A 19,346-nucleotide genomic window follows, 5' to 3' on the forward strand; every position below is an offset into this window, starting at 1 on the left:
TGCTGATTTCCTGAAGGGCAAGCTCACCACCCTGTTCATAAAGTTCTTTGAAACGATAAAAGCTATCGCGTGAATAACCCATTACTTTGCAGGCTTGCGAGACATTGCCCAAATGCTGAGCAAGCTCTAGGATACCTAATTTGTTCTTAATGATCTTTGATTGTGTAGTCATAATACTAATCTCTGTTACGTTGTTTAATTTATCGTAACTGTCAGATTAAGTTTTGACTAATTCAGATTACAGCATATAATGGTTACTCCCCTCCTTATTAAGGAGGGGTGCCCGTAGGGCGGGGTGGTTATATTCTGTTTTAGCGCAGCTGATCATCTGGTAAACTGTAATCTATCGATTGTTACTGCTACATTACGAAGCAATTATAACGATCCATCTTTAACTTTGTCTTCCAGCATTTGGCCTCCCGCACGCCACTGCTCAAACGCTTTTATGGCTTCTCCGGGCATAATCCTTTCAAATGCTATTGGCTGTTTTTCTATCGGTTCCTGTAAGGCATCTAAAATAAATTGATCACCAAAGCCTGCCCATTCCGCATCTGTTCTGGTATTTCCATAGTATACCAGCTTAATATTGGACCAGTATATGGCACTTAAGCACATTGGGCAGGGTTCTGCACTGGTATAAATTGTACAGCCTGACAGATCGGCTTTGCCGATTTTTTTTGCTGCCTGCCTGATTGCATTTATTTCTGCATGGGCCGTCGGGTCACAGTCCTGCGTAACTGAATTGGCTTCAGCACTCAGTATCTTACCGTCGCGCACAATTAAAGCCCCAAACGGTCCGCCATTTAACGTCCGCAGATTCTGCTCTGATAATGCAATGGCTTTTGCCATAAACTTTTCGTGTATTTCCATGCTAAAACAACATTGATTTTGGCTATTGGTTTTGGCATCAACCCGAAACTATTTAAAGTTCCTGGCTGGAGGGAATACTGTTCCATCTGCCTGCTCTCTTTTTTGTGTACGTTTGTTTTCAGTGGGGTAAGGCACGCGTTCGTCTGACCTTGAAAGCGTTAATAAAGGCAGTTCTTCATGCCCCGTATCAGTAAGCCCTTTCAACAGCCTGGTCAGATCAAAACAGCGTTTAACAATAACATGCACCACCTCACCCTCACGCTGTAGTTTTCCTTCTACCATCAGAAGCCTTGCACCCAGGATCTCCTTTCGGTACTTTTCAAAAAGATGTTGAAAAACAACCAGGTTCGCTACACCTGTTTCATCTTCAACAGTGATAAAACAGACTCCGCCGGCAGTTCCAGGACGCTGGCGTACCAGCACCAGCCCTGCAACTTTTACCAATCTGCCATCCCAGGATGCTGCTGCCTCTTTGGTAGAAAGGATTTTAAGCAAACTGAGCTTTTCGCGCACAAAACTTACGGGATGTGCTTTGAGCGACAGCGCCGTAGTGGCATAATCGTGTACAACATGTTCAGAATCACGCATCAACGGCAGTGATAACTGTGGTTCTTTTTCACTTTCAGAGGCTTGTTTTTCGAATATGCCAACCGGGCGGTCTGCCAGTGCCGAAACCTCCCAAAGTGCCTGCCGCCTATCCATTCCCAGTGAGCGGAAAGCATCAGCATCAGCCAAAATTTCCAGCGTGTGTTGTGATACACCGGCATCCATAAGCTCATGTATCATTTTATAGGAAGCTGCTCTTCCTTTAACAAGTAATTCCATTTCTTCCAGTGCAATCCCCTTGATCTGGCGAAAGCCCAAGCGAATGGCATGATATTTTCCGATTTTTTCCTCCAGTATATTGTCCCAGGCCGAATGGTTAACGTCTATCGCACGCACCTCCACGCCATGGTTCCTGGCATCAATTACAATCTGTGCCGGTTGATAAAAGCCCATGGGCATACTGTTGATCAATGCTGCCGCAAAAACATCGGGATAGTAACATTTCAGCCAGCACGACACATATACCAGGAGCGCAAAGCTCGCGGCATGGCTTTCAGGGAAACCGTAACTTCCAAACCCCTCCAGCTGTTTGAAGATACGTTTGGCAAAATCTTCACTATAGCCGCGTTCCAACATCCCATCAATGAGTTTTTTTTCAAACTGGTTGACCAGCCCCTTAAATTTGAAAGTGGCCATGCTGCGCCTTAAAGCATCTGCCTCGGCCGGAGAGAAACCCGCCGCTACTATGGCAATTTTCATCGCCTGCTCCTGGAACAAAGGCACACCTTTCGTTCTCTCCAATATTTCTTTCAGCTCTGGCGAAGGATATTCAACAGCTTCTTCATTATTCCTTCTCCTCAGATAGGGGTGCACCATATCTCCCTGAATAGGCCCCGGACGTACAATGGCTACTTCGATTACCAGGTCGTAAAAACATTTGGGGCGTAAACGTGGCAGCATCGACTGCTGTGCCCGGCTTTCGATCTGAAAAACGCCAATAGTATCTGCATTGCTGATCATCTCATATACCTTTGGATCTTCCTCTTCATTGATATTGGCCAATGTTAAATCAAGGTCGTAATGTTTTTTGGCCAGCTCAAATCCTTTCCGGATGCAGGTGAGCATACCCAATCCCAGCACATCAATTTTTAGAAAACCCAATGCATCGATATCATCTTTGTTCCATTCTATATTGGTGCGGTCTGCCATACGGGCATTTATAATGGGGCAGAGGTCGGTCAGTTTACCCTGGGTAATCACAAATCCACCTGTATGCTGGCCCAGCTGGCGGGGAAAACCCATCATTTGCCCGGTAAGTTGCAATACCTTTTTTAATAGCGGATCCTTTGGGTTGAGTCCGGCTTCCAGTATCCGCGCCTCTTCAAACCATTCGTCGGTAAATTCCCAGATTGCCCCTGATAACTTGGCCACGGTGTCTGCCGAAAGTCCCATGGCCTTACCCACATCCCGTATTGCACCTTTTTGATGCTGCTGGGTTACGGTAGCCACAATGGCCGCCCGGTCGCGGCCATATTTCTGATAAATATACTGGATCACCTCTTCTCTGCGTTCATGTTCAAAATCCACATCAATATCCGGCGGCTCATTTCTGGCTGAAGAGATAAAACGCTCAAAAAGAAGGTCGAATTTGGTGGGGTTGACCGAAGTTATGCCCAGGCAGTAGCATACCGTAGAATTGGCTGCAGAGCCGCGCCCCTGGCATAAAATTCCTTTTGAACGCGCAAACCTGACAATATCATATACAGTAAGAAAATAGGAAGCATAGTTCATTTCTTCCATAAATTTAAGTTCATACCGAATGTTGGCCGTAATTTTTTCCGGGATTTCTTCACCAAACATCCCTTTGGCGCCTTTCCAGGAAAGATAGCTGAGTTCCTCCTGTGGCGATCTCCCATCGGTAGTAATTTCTTCAGGATACACATATTCTAAACTGTCCAGCGAAAACTGGCAGGACTCAGCCAATAAGATGCTGTTTTTTATGGCTTGTGGATACTGCCTAAAGAGCCTGGTCATTTCTGCCTGGTCCTTTAAATGCCGCTCTGCATTCTGGTGGAGCAAAAAACCGGCGTTTTGAACCGTGCATTTTTCGCGCGTACAGGTGAGTATATCCTGCAGCTCCCGCCGGTCTGGATGATGGTAATGTACATCGTTTGTGGCAATAAGCGGAATGTCCAGCACCTGCGATAACTGGTTTAGCCTGAACAGTTTTTTGTGGTCAGCTCCGGTATAACCCATTGTTGCAGCTAAAAACAGATTATTGCCGAATTTTTTTCTGAAATCTGACAGTTGAGCTTTAAAATTCTCCTGGTAATCAAAAATGGAGTTCATTTCATCTGGGGGGATTACAATAAACTTTATACCCTCGCTATATTCAAACAAATCAGCCTGATAAAGGTGGCAACTGCCTTTTTCTGCCCGGCTATTGCCCAGGCTAAGCAAAGCAGAAAGACGGCAATAGGCGGCCTTGCCTGTTGGATAAGCCAATATCGATGGCCCATCCATTAAGTCGAGCCTGCAGGCAGGTATCAGTTCGATAGCGTGGTTTCTCGCCGCTACATGTGCACGCACAATCCCTGCCAGGGTATTGCGATCGGTAATGGCCAGCTTGCGGTAGCCCATAACTGCCGCCTGATCGATCAATTCTTCCGGGTGTGAAGCCCCCCTGAGGAAACTAAAATTACTCGTTACCTGAAGTTCTATATATTCCATTTCACTAAGCAAAAAAACCGTGTATAAACCATTGAGAGGGTTTCTCCGGACTATAATGACCTGATCTGAAAAGCCAGTAGCGTTTTCCCTCTGCATCTTCCAATTGATAGTAATCCCGATGCTCACCCTTTTCCAGCCACCATTCACGTTCAATGCGTTCCGGCCCGTCTGCTTTTTTTACCTGATGGGTAACGCCCTGATAGCGAAACAGCATGGGTGGATAATCGGGGATAGGGGCAGTAACCTGTACAGGCTCTGGTACTTTAAGTAGCTGTACCGGGCGCAAGCGGTCAGTGCGCCAGGGTAAAGAAAGCGGCTCGGTAATGGAATCCACCTTTTTGATGGATCGCTCCGGCCAGTGATGAGGCTGTGGCAGATAGCGTTGAATGACCTGGGCACCCAGTTTTCCGGCCAGCCTATCCAAAAGTTCAATGACCTTCTGGTTGCTCATACTTTTTTCTGTCATCCATAAAGATTCCTGACCTGGATCCATCCGGTCAAACCTAACCGCATCCATAGTGAAAAGTTCAATACCCATTTTGGGCTCAATCTTATCGATCTGGAGTGAAAACAGCTTGAAAAGATGGCTCGTATTGATACTTGGGCTATTGGTACCAATTTGGGTTTTAATTACCTGGCCATCTATCCGGTAGCTTTGCAACAGGGCCGAACGGAGGCCCATTCCATCAATTTGCAGTTTGGCGCAAAGCTGAAACAGCAGTTTTTCGATGGCGATTTCAATCCCTTTCCGTGTTCTGATCGGCTCCATACTGGCCAATCTTTCGCTATAAACTTCAGGAACAGTAATCGGTAAAAAAAAATCTTCTTTTTGTCCCAATACCTGCTCAATTCTTTCCATACTGTCTTCGCCGATCCTTCTGCGCAATACTGATCGTGGCATAGAAATAAAATTGCCGATGGTCTTTAGCCCAAGCTTGATCAATTTTTGACTGGCTATGGGCGAAATGTGGAGCGCCATTGGCGGCAGAGGCAGAAGCGCATTCAGCTCTTCACCACTTTTAATAATGGGGGAAACCCTTCCATAACGCGATACGGCCCAGGCAGTACCCATAGTATCTGAAATCGCAGCCCTGACCTGATAGCCTATCTCACGTAAGCGGTTAACGATTTCGCGGAGATAGGCTTTTTCACCTCCCCACAGATGAGCACAGCCGCTGATATCTAAAATCAGGCCCTGATCTTCCTCTAAAGCCACCAAAGGTGTGTAACGGATGCACCACCTGCCAAGTGCGGTTAATAATTTTTTGGATTTATGGCATTGGTTTTCGATGACTTCCAAATCGGGTACGATCGCCCTGGCATCCGCCAGCGGCATTCCCAGGTGGATACCGAGCGAAGCCGCTTCTTTACTGGCAGCGGTAATCACCATTCGGTTACCGGCTTTATCTGAAAAAACAAGCGGCAAATCCTTCAAAGCTGGCCGCTTGATGCGGATCCAGTCGGTAAGCAGGGTAGAAAACCATATAGACATATATCTTTTTTGCATCATACCGCTTTCCTGATTTTCAGATCGTTAAAAGGTACCTGTTTTACTGGTTTAAAAACTCCGGCTGCATATTCGATCATCCAGTTGCCCGGTATTCCGTTTTTAACCTTCAGCAGTTCAACATGCCAACTGGCGAAGCCTAGTCCGGGTAATCCATCAATGGCCCCGCTTGGCATGGCAGATATGCGCCACCTGGCGGCCGCCAGGGTAGAACTGAGTTTTTCTGCATTTTTTCGGATTACAAAAGCGGTAACCCTGCTTTTTTCGATTACCAGTTGGAGTCTTCTGCTCTGCGCAAAACTGATCTCATCCAGTTCAGTTACTACTGCAGTGAGGCTTTCGCACTTTAATGCTTCCTCACTTGCCCATAATACATCCCTTTCGTTTTGCAGGTCAATAAAAATGATGCGTTCTGGCGATAGACCAAAAGTGATGAGTGAAGGAGGGAAGATTTTGCGTTGCGTACTGATCCACAGGCAAAGACCACCTTTTTTCATCAGGGTAGAAAGCAGGACAGAAATAAAGCCGCCACTTGCCGCTGCATCTTCCAGATTTGTCGCTAAAAATTCGTGCAGGGCAGCCAATGGAAATGCATTACCCGGGAAAGCATTGGAAATTATGCCCAGTCCAAAGTCTATCCCATGAGCATTCCTTTCAGGCTTAAAGCCCTGAAGATTCAGTATTTGTTCCTGAAGTTTGCCTATAATATCCTTTTTAACAGCCGCCATATCCTTTTGCGAGAGCAGGGAAAATAATTTCGATATCACCCTTGCAAAAATAATACTAAAAATATTAGTATTATTAAATTGTGAACAAAAATATTTAATTATGGTTTTAAGTCATATTATTGAACGTTTGAACGTTAAAAATGTTAATAAATACTAATTTATTTAGTAAAAATATTTATATTTGATCTTAAAAAATAGAAAAAGGATCTTTTTTATGACGGAGTTGGAATATTTTTTTGAGGATGAAAGGGGAATATCAGTGATTTATCAATTGATCCGTTTTGGGGTTGGAGAACCTTGGAAGATCGTGCTGGATGGTGAACTGATTGGCAGTATGCAAAAATGGCAAGGTACCTGGAAGCTTCAAAATTGTGATGAACTTAGCAAGGATCTTCTGATTGGTCTTACCGGTCATATTGATGCACAGTATTTTAACTGCCTTCCCCATGAAATCTGTTCGCGTTGGCCGAATCTGGTCGAAAAAGTGGTGTTAAGGTCTGATGCTGCCTATATGATCATCTGCAAAGAAGGGATTAATTTTAAAAGCTTTCAAGGCATATTTTCGAAGTTTGTGCCAGGTTTGCTCAAAGATGAATGGTCGGTGAACTTCCAGGTATTCAACCATGATTTTTCGGATGATTTTTCGTTGCTTGCAAAGCCGCTGGTTTATAAAAAAGAATCATTTGGATGGGAAGAGGTGAACAGGTAATGGAACAATTGAGTTTTTTTGCTCCTGGCGGGCAATCTGCAGGACTACCAAGAGATGTGCTCGAATACCACGCTGGTTTTATCGATCAGGATCAAAGCGATCTGTTGCTCAAAACCTTTGTTCAGAACACGCCCTGGCAGCAAAGGCTTGTAAAAATGTACGACCGGGAAGTACTTACACCCCGGCTTACCGCCTGGTATGGAGATATTGAGGACATTGACTATGGAGTCCTAGGCAAGTCAGCACTAATGGAATGGACAACCCCACTTTTGGAACTTAAAAGATGGGTGGAACCTATTGCCGGAATTACCTTTAATAGTGTATTGCTCAATTATTATCGTAACGGCAATGATTCGGTGGCCTGGCATAGTGATAAGGAAACGGTAATGGGATCGCATCCGGTTATCGCCTCTGTTTCCTTTGGCGCTGTACGCAGTTTTGATATCCGGAAAAAAGAAAATCAACGGGAAAAATATGCCGTCAGGTTGGAACACGGATCTCTTTTAATTATGAAAGGTGATTTGCAGGCAAGATGGGAACACCGGATTGCCAAGACCGCTCAACCTATTGGGCCTAGGGTAAACCTGACTTTTAGGCGAATCATTAATCCATCTGTATGATATGATGATATGGGTAGTTAAGTTTAAAATTAAACAACCAAATTTGTAGGTGAGGTGTTATTGCCTATATATTTACAGTCACTTAATATTGTGCCTGGGTAAGATAATTTAAAAATACCGAACGTTATATCATCAAAACAGACCAATTTAGCCATGCCGCAACATTTACCATCAAAAAATATAGAGGCTACAAAACGTGTGCTGCCAATGATATTGGCTACCGCTATTTTTATGCAAATGCTCGATTCGACGATACTCAATACCTCGCTTCCGGCTATTGCGAAAGATCTTCATCAATCTCCCTTGAATATGCAAAATGCCATTATCGGTTATGTATTAACACTTGCAGTGTTTATGCCGGTAAGTGGTTTTTTATCTGATAAGTTTGGAACCAAGAGGGTTTTTATTCTGTCATTGGTACTTTTCAGCGCAGGATCTCTGTTTTGTTCGCTCTCCGGAAACCTCACTCAACTGGTCATGTCAAGAATCATACAGGGGGTGGGGGGAAGTCTGATGACACCGGTTGGTAAATTAGCCTTGGTTAAGAGTTTTCCAAAAAAAGATTTATTGAAAGCGATGAACTTTGCAATTATACCAGCGCTCATTGGCCCCGTTTTAGGCCCGCTTGTTGGAGGGTATATGGTAGACTACCTGTCATGGCACTGGATATTTTTGATTAATATACCGATGGGTGTTTTGGGTATTGTGCTTAGCCTGCGGTACATGCCTGATTATCGATCTGATGTGATTGATTTTGATTTGCGTGGTTTTCTGATATTTGCTGCAGCATCATTGTTGCTCTCTATTGCGCTGGAACTCCTGGGAGACGAGGTTTACACTACGCCCGCCCTGGCTATTTTATCACTTGGTGTATTGATGCTTTATTTTTATTACCGGCATGCCGTAACAGACAATAATCCTATTTTTCCACTGAACCTGTTTCAGGTGAGAACATTTAGGGTGGGTATACTCGGTAACCTTGCCACACGTTTGGGTATCAGTGCTATACCTTTATTATTGCCCATGATGATTCAGATTGCTTACGGCCAATCTGCAGTAGTTTCTGGCTGGATCATCGCCCCTATGGCACTAACCGCTATTCTTGCAAAATCGCAGGTCATTAAAATCCTGAACAGGTTTGGTTACCGAACCACATTAATGGCCAATACTTTTATCATTGGCTGTCTGATCTGTACAATGGCGATACCCGCCATCAGTTCGTCTATTTACTACTATGTACCCATCATCGTGATGATGGGCTTTTTTAACTCCATTCAATTTACGGCCATGAACACCATTTCTATTGCTGATCTGCGTGAGTATCATACCAGTAGTGGCAATTCTTTAATCTCCGTTAATCAGCAGCTGGCAATCGGCTTTGGTGTTGCCTTCGGGCTGATTATTTTAAAAATATTTCAGGGAGATGTAAAACTCATCCATGATGATATCCATAATGCATTCAGGTATACCTTTCTTGTAGTAGGTGCCCTGACTATACTATCAGGCCTTGTATTTAGGCGCTTACATTTTAAGGATGGTGAAAATTTAAAATGATTGCAATAAGCGAATTTGCTACGGTTTTAATACTATCTGGATTTTAAAATATTTTCTTTTAAATACCTGGTATTGAGTATTTTATTGGAGTGCTTATCTGTTTATATTTAAGTATCTGTTAATATCTTATCAAAAGCCCTTAAAGATTCAGTTATCCAGATATTTAATGATTGTTGCGCCAAATGGTGAACTCAAAAAATCATGAAAGCGTATGATGATACGCTAAAACTGTATTTAGCAGTGATGAAGGCGCTGATATAAAGGAATATCAGATGAATGATAATAATTTTCCACAGGAATCAACCGGAGATCAGTTTTTCAATGAATCACCGTTCGAAAGTTATTGTCGTTTTGGCTAACATTCAATCAGCAGTATTAAAGAATTATAAATCCATAATTAAAATGAAAACACTAAAAAATGAAGTTACTTCGGTCGATAAGCTTAAAGAAGACAATAATGAATTGGTTTTCTCCTACCTTACATTGCGTAATTTAATTGGCTTCGGTGGCGTGTCACTACCAATTGCCCTGGCCATTTTTCCCAGCCGTGATTCAGAATATTATGGCTTTGAACCCTCTATCAGTGATTATTTTTACACCGATAGAGGCGACATTCTGGTGGTTATCCTTTGTGTACTTGGCGCATTTTTAATCACTTATTCCGGTTACAACTGGAAAGAACGTCTGCTTACTTTTATTGCAGGAATTGGCAGCATAGGTGTAGCATTTGTACCTACCATCCAGCGGTGCAAAGACTGTCTTAACAGTGTTCATACCAATAGCGGAGGCGTTTTCCCAAAACTTGCCGGCACTGCTGTTCACTTTATATTTGCGGCAACTTTTCTGTTTGTACTGGCTATTCTTTCACTGGTATTTTTTACCAAAGGCAGAAAAGAAAATTGTTTTAATACCGATGGGAAACTAAGCCAGAAAGGTAAACGGAATATTGTTTTCAAGGTTTGCGGTTGGATCATCATTGCTTGCCTGGTTATTTTAGGCCTGTACTTTATATTCAAACCCGACCTGAAAGGCTTTCCGGTAATCTACGTATTTGAATCCATTGCCGTAGAAGCGTTCGGGCTGTCCTGGCTAACAAAAGGTCAGACTCTTTGGTCAGACGGTGAACATTATTTACTTAAAGGCCTCAAAAGTTTAACTGCTAAGAGATAAACCGACAGATCTGTGCGCATCGCCAGTTGAGCAGAAAAAGGATAATTATTCAGCAAATGATCTCATCAAACAGATGACCTGAATACTTACTAAGCGTTGGTTTTTTGCTGCTTAACTATAATTTTCAAATATATAATGCTTTTAAACTTGTATTTATGCTGTTTTTTTTGATCTGATTGTAAAGGTAAATGCGCTGCCGATGTATGGGGTTGATTGGACGCTGATCTCACCGCCTAACTTTTCTACTAAAAGTTTTACTGTAGCAAGTCCAATCCCTGTTCCACTCTGAGCAAAACGGTCTGAAGTGTTCAAGGTAACATTTCTTTGGAAGATACGCTCCAGCTCTTCTTTTCTAATGCCTATTCCATTATCGCGAACGGTAATGTTGGCCAGGTCGTCAATAATAACGCAATCTATCTGAATCAGGCAGGTCTGTTTATCATTGTACCGCACAGAGTTGGTTAATAGGTTAATCATAATCTGCTGCAGTGCAATGGCTGAGGTGCTGATCTCGATTTTGGCTTCCGGGTAACTGATCTGTACATTTTCAGGAATGCTGAGCATCGATACTGTTTTGCGTAAGAAGCTACCAAGTTCAATGGTTTCATGCTGTGCTGTTAGAATTTCTGGCCTAATGGAGTAGTCTAGCATGTCGTTAATAAGTTTCCTAAGGGCTTTTATGCCATTCAGGCACGCCAATGCTAATTTATGGCCTTTTTTATCACCGTTATTGTCAAGGTGTCTGGTTAATAATTCGGCACTCATTGAAATGGTAGTCAATGGATTTTTGATATCGTGGGCGGCAGTTGTGGCGAACTGCTGCATAAACTGGTTGGTCTCAGCAAGGCGTCTGTTCGTTTCACAAAGCAGCAGCAGTTTTTTTCTCAGTTCCATTTGGGCAATCACCTGTTTTCCCAGTACCTTGAGCGACCAGATCTGCTGCTCATCGAGCTTTCTTGGAACAGTATCTATTACACAGAGCGAACCTAGCGCCATTCCTTCCGGTGTCAGTAGTGAAATTCCGGCATAGAATGCAATGTTCGGATCGCCGGTAACCAAAGGGTTTTCTGCAAACCGCTGGTCTTCCCTGGCATTGCTAACTACCATCACCCCACTTGGATCAATAATGGTATGTGCGCAAAAAGCATGCGCTCTTGGGGTCTGTTGAACATCAATGCCTAATTTACTCTTAAACCACTGTCGAGAGCTATCTAACAGGGTAATCAGCGCAATGGGCGTTCCACAGATTTGTGAAGCCATTTTTGTCAGCTCATCGAAATCTTCTTCAGGCAGGCTATCCATAATCTGATAAGAATCAAGTGCCTGTAGCCGCTGCTTTTCGTTCTGGGGAAGTATTGCTATATTATTCAAATTATATTAATTGTAGCGTTAATTTTATCTATGTTTAGCTTCTTGTTGCTTTGAGCTTTCCACTCTTTTGATATTGCTGTGTTTTGATGTTCTCCCACATGATCAGCTTATCTTCGATTCTTGAAAACACACGGATATCTCCATCTTGTGAAACCACAATACCTAAGCTGCCAGGGTGCTCCCAGCAATAGGCGATCATGGAGCGGTGTCTTGTACCAAAGTGTTTCGGGTCTGTTGGTAGCAGTGATTTAGCAGTTGCAGTGGCCGTAGCAGAAATGTAGATTTTTCTTGGCATTTTTTTAGAACGGATCACACCTCCAAATCCCCTTGCCACCATATCCTGGCCAAATAACACGACGCCGTCAACACAGCTTTGAGAGGCGATGAAACTCACCGAACCCTTAATTTCGTTGGCCACCTCTGTTTTGGCATGCAGGGCAATAGTTTCCTGCTCGTAAAGTAATTTAGTGACCGTTTGCTTGCCCGACGCCAACCTTTGGTCAATCCTGTTTTCTGTAATATAGCTATTGATGGCCTGCTTTAGGTAGCCGCTGATGGCCAGCAGCAATCTTTTATAATTTACTGCGTATTTGATGTCAACATCGCTGCTATCTTCTGAGATCAGCACTGCCCCGCCATGATGGTAGTTTTGGATTTTTAGCAATAACCTCGATAGGGTCTGGGTCCATATACTGTCTACAAATTCCTCCCAGTCTGCAAAATCTTCCCCGGGGTGCGATGCGGCCAGGAAATTTTTGATTTCAGCCCTGATGGCACCGGCATTTTTCCTGATAATTTTAGATACTGGTCCAATGGTAAATACGTCCAGGTAGCGGGTAACCAGTATATTTTGTTTTAAGGTGGCCAGCAGTTCATAGTCAAACATGACCTTAAGCGTGGCAATATCGTCTATAAATACCTGAAACAGCCCAGGCTGTTCAGATCCTGATTCAGATTCATAGTTCAGAAAACTCTGGTAGTGCATGGCCTGATCGATCATTCCCCAGATAAAGAGTTTTCCATCCTGATCATAATAAACAGCAAGAGAGGTGCCAGATGGGTCGGCTGCCTTTGAAAGCTTGGCCAGCGACCTGATATCAAGTGGAATGCGTTGAGCAAATTCTACGCAGCTCCATCGTTCGGAAACGATTTTTCTTGGTGGAGCCGGATCTGGGTTGGCAGGATCAATGAGCGTTACGGCTACTTTGGTCAGTTCACCTTCTTCTGTTCTCATCGAGGTGTAAAAAAGGCACTCGAAAAGTTCTTCGAGAACAGTTAAGGGAGGAGTAGCCAGTGCCAGTCTGCTGTGATTCAGCTTGGTATGGATATGCGCCGCAAGGTCCGTTGTTTTTGATTTTTCCTCAATCATTGCCTGATAGCGCTCGTTATGTGGTCGAATTTAGGGTATACAACAGCAAATGGATGTAATGTGTTTTTTTTCTGACACTTTTTTTTAATGTTATTGTTTTGCTGTGTGCTTTCTTGCTTTAGCCTTATAGAGGCAATAAAATTCGATTATTAAACTTTCAAACCAATCTTTCAGGCTTTGAGCTGGAAATCTGTCATCATGCGGGGTAATTTTCTGTTTTTGATATAAAATCTAAACAGTGCAGATGTAATTGCTATTTTGTTTTGAGTAAATATTGGAATCCTAAGAGATTCTTTTTATGTGTTTTAGTTTGACAAGAATTTAACTGCTTTCCTTTATCTTTGCCGCTAATTAATATTCCCGATTTGTGATCAATGTAAATAATATCTCCGTATCATTTGGCGGAACCACCCTTTTTAGCGATGTAACCTTTTCCATAAACGAGAACGACAAAATCGCCCTTATGGGTAAAAATGGCGCTGGCAAGTCTACCATACTAAAAATAATTGCTGATGTAGCCAAGCCTACTTCCGGTAGCGTAACCGGTCCGAAAGAAGCCGTAATTGCCTATTTGCCACAGCATTTACTCACCCAGGATCATGTTACTGTTTTTGAGGAAACCATGAAAGCCTTTGCGGAGGTAAACCAGATGCAGAAAGAGCTTGATGAACTGAATGAACAGCTGACGATCCGTACTGATTACGAAAGTGATGATTACATGAAGCTGATCGAGCGCGTATCAGAATTAAGTGAGAAATTTTATTCAATTGAAGAAACCAATTACGATGCTGAAGTAGAAAAAGTATTAAAAGGTTTAGGTTTTGAACGTAAAGACTTTAGCCGCCAAACCGCTGAGTTTTCGGGTGGATGGCGTATGCGCATTGAATTAGCCAAGATTTTATTGAAAAAACCTGATTTGATTCTATTGGACGAGCCTACCAACCACATGGATATCGAAAGTATTCAATGGCTGGAAGATTTCCTGATCAATTCGGCAAAGGCCGTAATGGTGATTTCACATGATCGTACTTTTGTGGATAACATTACCAACCGTACTATTGAAGTGACGATGGGAAGGATTTACGATTATAAAGCAAAATACAGCCATTATCTCCAGCTGCGTGCTGATCGTCGTATTCATCAATTGAAGGCTTACGAAGAACAACAGCGTTTTATCGCCGATAACCAGGAATTTATTGACCGTTTTAGGGGTACTTATTCTAAAACATTACAAGTGCAATCTCGCGTGAAAATGCTTGAGAAACTGGAAGTAATCGAAATTGATGAAGTAGATACATCGGCTTTAAGGCTAAAGTTTCCACCGTCTCCACGTTCGGGTCAGTATCCGGTAATGGTAGAGGAGCTTACCAAAACTTATGGAGATCATGTGGTTTTCGAAAAGGCATCAATGGTAATTGAGCGCGGAGAAAAAGTTGCATTTGTAGGTAAAAACGGTGAAGGTAAATCGACTATGATCAAAGCCATTATGGGGGAAATTGATTTTGAAGGCAGCTTAAAAGTAGGACACAATGCTAAAATTGGTTATTTTGCGCAGAACCAGGCGGCTTTACTTGATGAGAACCTCACCGTGTTTGAAACCATTGATCAAATTCCGTTGAGCGACGGTTCCATTAAAATCAAGGACCTGTTAGGTGCCTTTATGTTCAGTGGCGATGATACCACCAAAAAAGTTAAAGTACTTTCGGGTGGTGAGAAAACGCGTTTAGCAATGATTAAACTGTTGTTAGAACCTGTTAATGTATTGATACTGGATGAGCCTACCAACCATTTGGATATGAAAACCAAAGATATCATTAAAGACGCACTGAAGGATTTTGATGGCACTTTGATTTTGGTATCGCACGATCGCGATTTCCTTGACGGATTGGTGCAAAAAGTATTTGAATTTGGCAATAAACGTGTTCGTGAACATTTCGAAGATATCAAAGGATTTTTAGCCTATAAAAAAATGAATAGCCTGAAGGAAATTGAACAGAGTTAAATAATTCTAACTACTTTGAATTCGTCACATTGAGCTTAGCCTTTGTTTAGCTTATGGGGTAGCTAAATGTTACTAATGCATTCAGATAAAATTCTTTTTACTATTTGGTCCGATACTTCGGGAAACCGGCATTTTGGCATACTCTTCAAAAAAAACGTCATTCCCGCGTGTGCGAGAATTTTAAAGCGCTTAGCTTAAGATTCCCAATCAAGTTGGGAATGACGATTTCTCCAAAGATAATATCTAATTAATTTTAGCTGTCAATCAGATCAATTTCTACACCATAAATTATTCGCCAGTATGATAAAATATACTTATGATACATTTTCTTTTTTTTATTTTAAAGTAAATTAAAATAAAAAATGATTGCAATGTATTTAATATCAGTATTTTAGTTGTTTTGTAAAAGGTGTTTAACTTAAAGCGCAAGTGCAGCAATTTTTTCGTCAGTTGTTTCTACACGCCTAACATCTGTTTGAACTGACACAAAACCATTTATGGTTAAATTAGGCGTTTTACCCATAACCAAAGCGTGGTGGTTAGTATTGCCTTTTAGTTTTAACGTACTGTTATCCAGAATTTCAGTATATAATCCCTCACTACTGGTATTAATATCTGCAATGGCATTGTCTTTAAGGATAACCTGGAGAAATTTCGTACTGAGCTTCGCTTCGGTTTTCAGTACAACATTTTGGCTTGCCTCAATGCGGTAGATATCATTTACATAAATAATAAGTTTACACTTTTCTGTATCGGAGTTGGTAACGCGTAATACCTCACCTTGTTGAATAACTTTTACAGTTCCTTTATTATCATCTGCATAAGATACGCCAACTCTTGGTTGTTGAACCAACATCACTTCTACATTTCCATTTATCACAATCCTTCTGAAGTTTTGGATCTTAAGAAAAGTAGTTTTGCTTTTTTCTGCTGCACATAAATTATTTGGGTAGGTAGCTGTTAGAGTCATTGTTGTACATACCATAGCGATGAGCGATTTAATTGAAGTTTTCATTGTCTGTTTATTAAATTATATGTTAAACTTTTTGGTTAAGGTGGTCAATTCATGGAATCAATCTGCACCAGTATTATTCTGCAGCATACTTAACTAAGCTTATGCCAGAATAGAAATATGGCTTTAACAGCCATTTGAGGTGGTTTTTTGCCTAATCTTAGTTTAGGCCTGTTCATTTCCGGACAGTAAATGTGCGGCAGCGAACAGTGTACTTATGAAATCAACCGGCAAGAAAATACAATGAAAATTATCGTCTAGTGTAGCAGATTAGCGAAAGATATAATTCGCGTCAGGATGAACCAGTCGTTTGTCCCTGCTGGTTTGTGCTTTAATTAATTTTTGATGGCTTTAAACAAAGGCGGGTAGGAGAGGGAAGCATATTTGTACTTACTGATAAGGGCGTTTAGCATAAGACTGGATGATCGAAATCAGGTCAATGCTATTATTTAATGCTCAATTGCAATATTCAAGGTTGGTGGTTCAAAGTAATCAAACAGAAGTGATCTGAGAATTCTGCAAAGGTTTTCGTTGAAAATCATCGCAATGATGGAATTTAATATGTTCTACAGCTTTTGTGTCTTTTTTGGGTAGAATTATACAGGACAACGCGGTAAAAAAATAATTGATTAACCTCGTCAGGAAATGTGAATAGACGAATTTATGCTTTATCAGAATGGATTAACGAAAAAGGCATAAAAAAAAGTCGCGATTCTCATTGCGACCTTTTCACTATATATACTATGAAAAATGCACCATTTTAAAGCGCTTCAGAAACTACTTCGGTAACTTCCGGCACCATTCTTTGCAATAAGTTCTGAATGCCTGATTTAAGTGTAATGGTAGAAGATGGACAACCACTGCAAGAGCCACGTAATTCTACAGTTACTACACCTTCATCAAAAGATTTGTATGTAATAGCACCACCATCCTGTTCAACAGCAGGGCGTACATAATCGTGTAAAATCTGTTGAATTTTAATTTCAGTTTCTGTACCTTCAAACGTCGGCGTTTCTTCAGCAGCTGCTTCTTTGATTTTTAATTCAGATTCTACAGCGCCTTTAACAAATTCTTTTAAGATCGCCTCAATATCTGCCCATTCTGCATCATCTGTTTTGGTGATGGTAACAAAATTACTGGCGAAAAAAACGCCAGAAACAAAGTTGAACTTAAACAACTCTTTAGCAAAAGGCGAATGTTCAGCACTCTCTTTAGTCGCAAAATCCTCACTGCCGTTTATTAACAGTTTGTTTACCATAAATTTCATGGTAGCCGGATTCGGAGTCTGTTCTGTATATACGTTAATCGTCATGTCTTATCTATTTGAATAAACAAAATTAACAATTACTCCTAAATAAAACCTTTATCGGCTGTCTGCTTAACGTCAATTTAATTTAACTAAAAAACGCCGGTATAATTAAAAGGAGATATGGTTCTTAATTGTGCTTTTATATCTTCTGCAATATTTAAACCTTCAATAAATTCGGCAATACTTGCTGCATTGATTTTAGCATTTGTTCTGGTTAATTCTTTCAGGGCTTCGTAAGGGTTAGGATAGTTTTCTCTTCTTAAAACAGTTTGAATAGCCTCTGCCACAACTGCCCAGTTTTCATCTAAATCTGCATGTAAAGCCATTTCGTTTAACAAAATCTTATTTAATCCACGCAAAGTAGCTTGAATGGCAATTAACGTATGTCCGAAAGGAACGCCAATATTCCTTAAAACGGTAGAGTCTGTTAAATCTCTTTGCAAGCGTGAAATCGGTAGTTTGGCAGCAAAGAATTCGAAAAGTGCGTTTGCAATCCCAGCGTTTCCTTCTGCGTTTTCAAAATCAATCGGGTTAACCTTATGTGGCATTGCTGATGAACCGATCTCTCCGGCTTTGATCTTCTGTTTGAAATAATTTTTTGAAATATAAGTCCAGATATCTCTGTCCAAATCGATAATAATGTTATTGATTCGTTTCAAGGCATCACATTGTGCGGCAAACTGATCATAGTGCTCAATCTGCGTAGTGTGTTGTGCACGTGATAAACCTAATGTCTCATTCACGAATTGATTCGAAAAATCAACCCAGTTTACCTGTGGGTAAGCAATGTGGTGTGCATTGAAATTGCCGGTTGCCCCACCGAATTTAGCACTATTAGGGATACTTTTTAAACTTTCTACCTGGATGGCCAAACGCTCAGCAAAAACCAAAAACTCTTTTCCTAATTTAGTAGGTGAGGCTGGCTGACCGTGTGTATGCGCCAACATCGGAATATCTTTCCATTCTGTTGCCAGCGCAGTTATTTTTTCGATTAAAGCATCAATAGCCGGATAATAACACTCATTTAAGGCCAGTTTGATGGAATAGGGAATAGCAGTATTATTGATATCCTGAGAGGTTAAACCAAAATGGATAAACTCTTTATAGTTTTGAAGAGATAAAGCATCAAATTTATTTTTGATAAAATATTCTACTGCTTTAACGTCATGATTGGTTACTTTTTCGGTTTCCTTAATTTCTAAAGCGTCAGCTTCTGAAAAATTTTCATGGATTTTGCGTAATTCAACATAAAGATTTCGATCAAAATTCTCCAAGCCAGGCAAGTTGATTTCGCAAAGCGCGATAAAATATTCGATTTCTACAAAAACCCGGTATTTAATTAAAGCCTCTTCAGAAAAGTAAGCGGCTAAACCTTCTGTAGTTTTTCTGTAACGGCCATCAACAGGTGAAATAGCTTGTAGTGATGTTAAATTCATTATGCAGATTATATTTTTGCCGCAAATTTACTACAATTGATGGATTTTAAGGCCTTGATCGCTAAAATAAAAAGAGGTTGTGTTGTAAGCTGTAGCTTCAACGCTAACCTTTATCATGTTCAGCTTTGTTCATACTGAGCTTGACGAAGTATCAAAACTTCAAAACATGCTGAAAGGCTTCGGCAAGCTCAGGGTGAAAATTAATGCCAGCAACTACTTTTTAGTCGTGTCAGCTTTTAAAGTGTCTTTAACGGTTGTATCTTTTACAGTTGTATCTTTAACTGTAGTATCTACAACTGTCGAGTCAACTTTAGACGAATCTGTTCCGCCATCTTTTTTTTCTGATTTACAAGCTGCAACAGATAACGATAAAGCTAATGCTAAAAAGCTCATTTTGAATACATTTTTCATTT

General features: G+C 41.3%; 16 protein-coding genes. 5 read left to right on the forward strand and 11 right to left on the reverse strand.

Annotated elements, in window-relative coordinates; translation table 11 throughout:
- The 5 genes from ACFE6N_RS18200 to ACFE6N_RS18220 all read right to left on the reverse strand — a co-directional run.
- Positions 1-172: helix-turn-helix domain-containing protein (locus tag ACFE6N_RS18200; protein WP_378938977.1), on the reverse strand; the 172-nt coding region annotated here is incomplete at its 3' end.
- A 203-nt stretch (positions 173-375) separates the two neighbouring features.
- Positions 376-870, reverse strand: a complete 495-nt coding sequence (locus tag ACFE6N_RS18205; protein ID WP_378938757.1) for a nucleoside deaminase — start codon at positions 868-870, stop codon at positions 376-378.
- Positions 871-918: 48 nt separating this feature from the next.
- Positions 919-4,146: an error-prone DNA polymerase gene (locus ACFE6N_RS18210; protein WP_378938759.1), complete on the reverse strand. Its 3,228-nt coding sequence runs from the start codon at positions 4,144-4,146 to the stop codon at positions 919-921.
- A 4-nt stretch (positions 4,147-4,150) separates the two neighbouring features.
- Positions 4,151-5,656, reverse strand: a complete 1,506-nt coding sequence (locus ACFE6N_RS18215; RefSeq protein ID WP_378938761.1) for a Y-family DNA polymerase — start codon at positions 5,654-5,656, stop codon at positions 4,151-4,153.
- Positions 5,653-6,381 (reverse strand): ImuA family protein, encoded by a 729-nt coding sequence (locus tag ACFE6N_RS18220; RefSeq protein ID WP_378938763.1) that lies wholly within the window; start codon positions 6,379-6,381, stop codon positions 5,653-5,655. Before ACFE6N_RS18220 ends, ACFE6N_RS18215 begins: the two co-directional genes overlap by 4 nt.
- Positions 6,382-6,595: 214 nt before the next feature.
- Between ACFE6N_RS18220 and ACFE6N_RS18225 the strand changes: the two genes are divergently transcribed.
- The 4 genes from ACFE6N_RS18225 to ACFE6N_RS18240 all read left to right on the forward strand — a co-directional run bounded on the left by ACFE6N_RS18225 (position 6,596) and on the right by ACFE6N_RS18240 (position 10,434).
- On the forward strand, positions 6,596-7,090 hold the full coding sequence (locus tag ACFE6N_RS18225; RefSeq protein WP_378938765.1) for a hypothetical protein: 495 nt from the start codon (positions 6,596-6,598) through the stop codon (positions 7,088-7,090).
- Positions 7,069-7,710 (forward strand): alpha-ketoglutarate-dependent dioxygenase AlkB family protein, encoded by a 642-nt coding sequence (locus ACFE6N_RS18230; RefSeq protein ID WP_378938767.1) that lies wholly within the window; start codon positions 7,069-7,071, stop codon positions 7,708-7,710. Before ACFE6N_RS18225 ends, ACFE6N_RS18230 begins: the two co-directional genes overlap by 22 nt.
- Before the next feature lie 153 nt (positions 7,711-7,863).
- Entirely contained in the window at positions 7,864-9,264 is a 1,401-nt protein-coding gene (locus ACFE6N_RS18235; protein ID WP_378938769.1) for an MFS transporter, read from the forward strand.
- 402 nt (positions 9,265-9,666) lie between these two features.
- Complete coding sequence (locus tag ACFE6N_RS18240; RefSeq protein WP_378938771.1) at positions 9,667-10,434, forward strand: hypothetical protein; 768 nt, start codon at positions 9,667-9,669, stop codon at positions 10,432-10,434.
- 153 nt (positions 10,435-10,587) lie between these two features.
- Here the strand turns inward: ACFE6N_RS18240 and ACFE6N_RS18245 are convergent, their stop codons facing one another.
- Entirely contained in the window at positions 10,588-11,805 is a 1,218-nt protein-coding gene (locus tag ACFE6N_RS18245) for an ATP-binding protein (RefSeq protein ID WP_378938773.1), read from the reverse strand.
- A gap of 34 nt (positions 11,806-11,839) precedes the next feature.
- A complete protein-coding gene (locus ACFE6N_RS18250) occupies positions 11,840-13,174 on the reverse strand; it encodes a putative sensor domain DACNV-containing protein (protein WP_378938775.1) in 1,335 nt (444 codons plus the stop codon).
- Positions 13,175-13,541: 367 nt separating this feature from the next.
- Here ACFE6N_RS18250 and abc-f point away from each other — a divergent pair, with 367 nt between their 5' ends.
- Positions 13,542-15,176, forward strand: coding sequence for a ribosomal protection-like ABC-F family protein (gene abc-f / locus ACFE6N_RS18255; protein ID WP_378938777.1), 1,635 nt, complete (start codon positions 13,542-13,544; stop codon positions 15,174-15,176).
- Between the two features lie 418 nt (positions 15,177-15,594).
- On the opposite strand, the gene ACFE6N_RS18260 is transcribed toward abc-f, so the two are convergent.
- The 4 genes from ACFE6N_RS18260 to ACFE6N_RS18275 all read right to left on the reverse strand — a co-directional run bounded on the left by ACFE6N_RS18260 (position 15,595) and on the right by ACFE6N_RS18275 (position 19,344).
- Positions 15,595-16,191 carry a hypothetical protein gene (locus ACFE6N_RS18260; RefSeq protein WP_378938779.1) on the reverse strand — a complete coding sequence of 199 codons (597 nt, stop codon included), beginning with the start codon at positions 16,189-16,191 and terminating at the stop codon, positions 15,595-15,597.
- Between the two features lie 757 nt (positions 16,192-16,948).
- A complete protein-coding gene (locus ACFE6N_RS18265) occupies positions 16,949-17,500 on the reverse strand; it encodes a NifU family protein (protein WP_090985525.1) in 552 nt (183 codons plus the stop codon).
- Positions 17,501-17,586: 86 nt separating this feature from the next.
- Entirely contained in the window at positions 17,587-18,933 is a 1,347-nt protein-coding gene (gene purB / locus ACFE6N_RS18270) for an adenylosuccinate lyase (protein WP_378938781.1), read from the reverse strand.
- A 213-nt stretch (positions 18,934-19,146) separates the two neighbouring features.
- Positions 19,147-19,344: a hypothetical protein gene (locus ACFE6N_RS18275; RefSeq protein WP_378938783.1), complete on the reverse strand. Its 198-nt coding sequence runs from the start codon at positions 19,342-19,344 to the stop codon at positions 19,147-19,149.
- Positions 19,345-19,346: the final 2 nt, after the last annotated feature.

This window comes from Pedobacter sp. BG31, assembly GCF_042464845.1.
In the GTDB taxonomy this organism is placed as follows: domain Bacteria; phylum Bacteroidota; class Bacteroidia; order Sphingobacteriales; family Sphingobacteriaceae; genus Pedobacter; species Pedobacter suwonensis.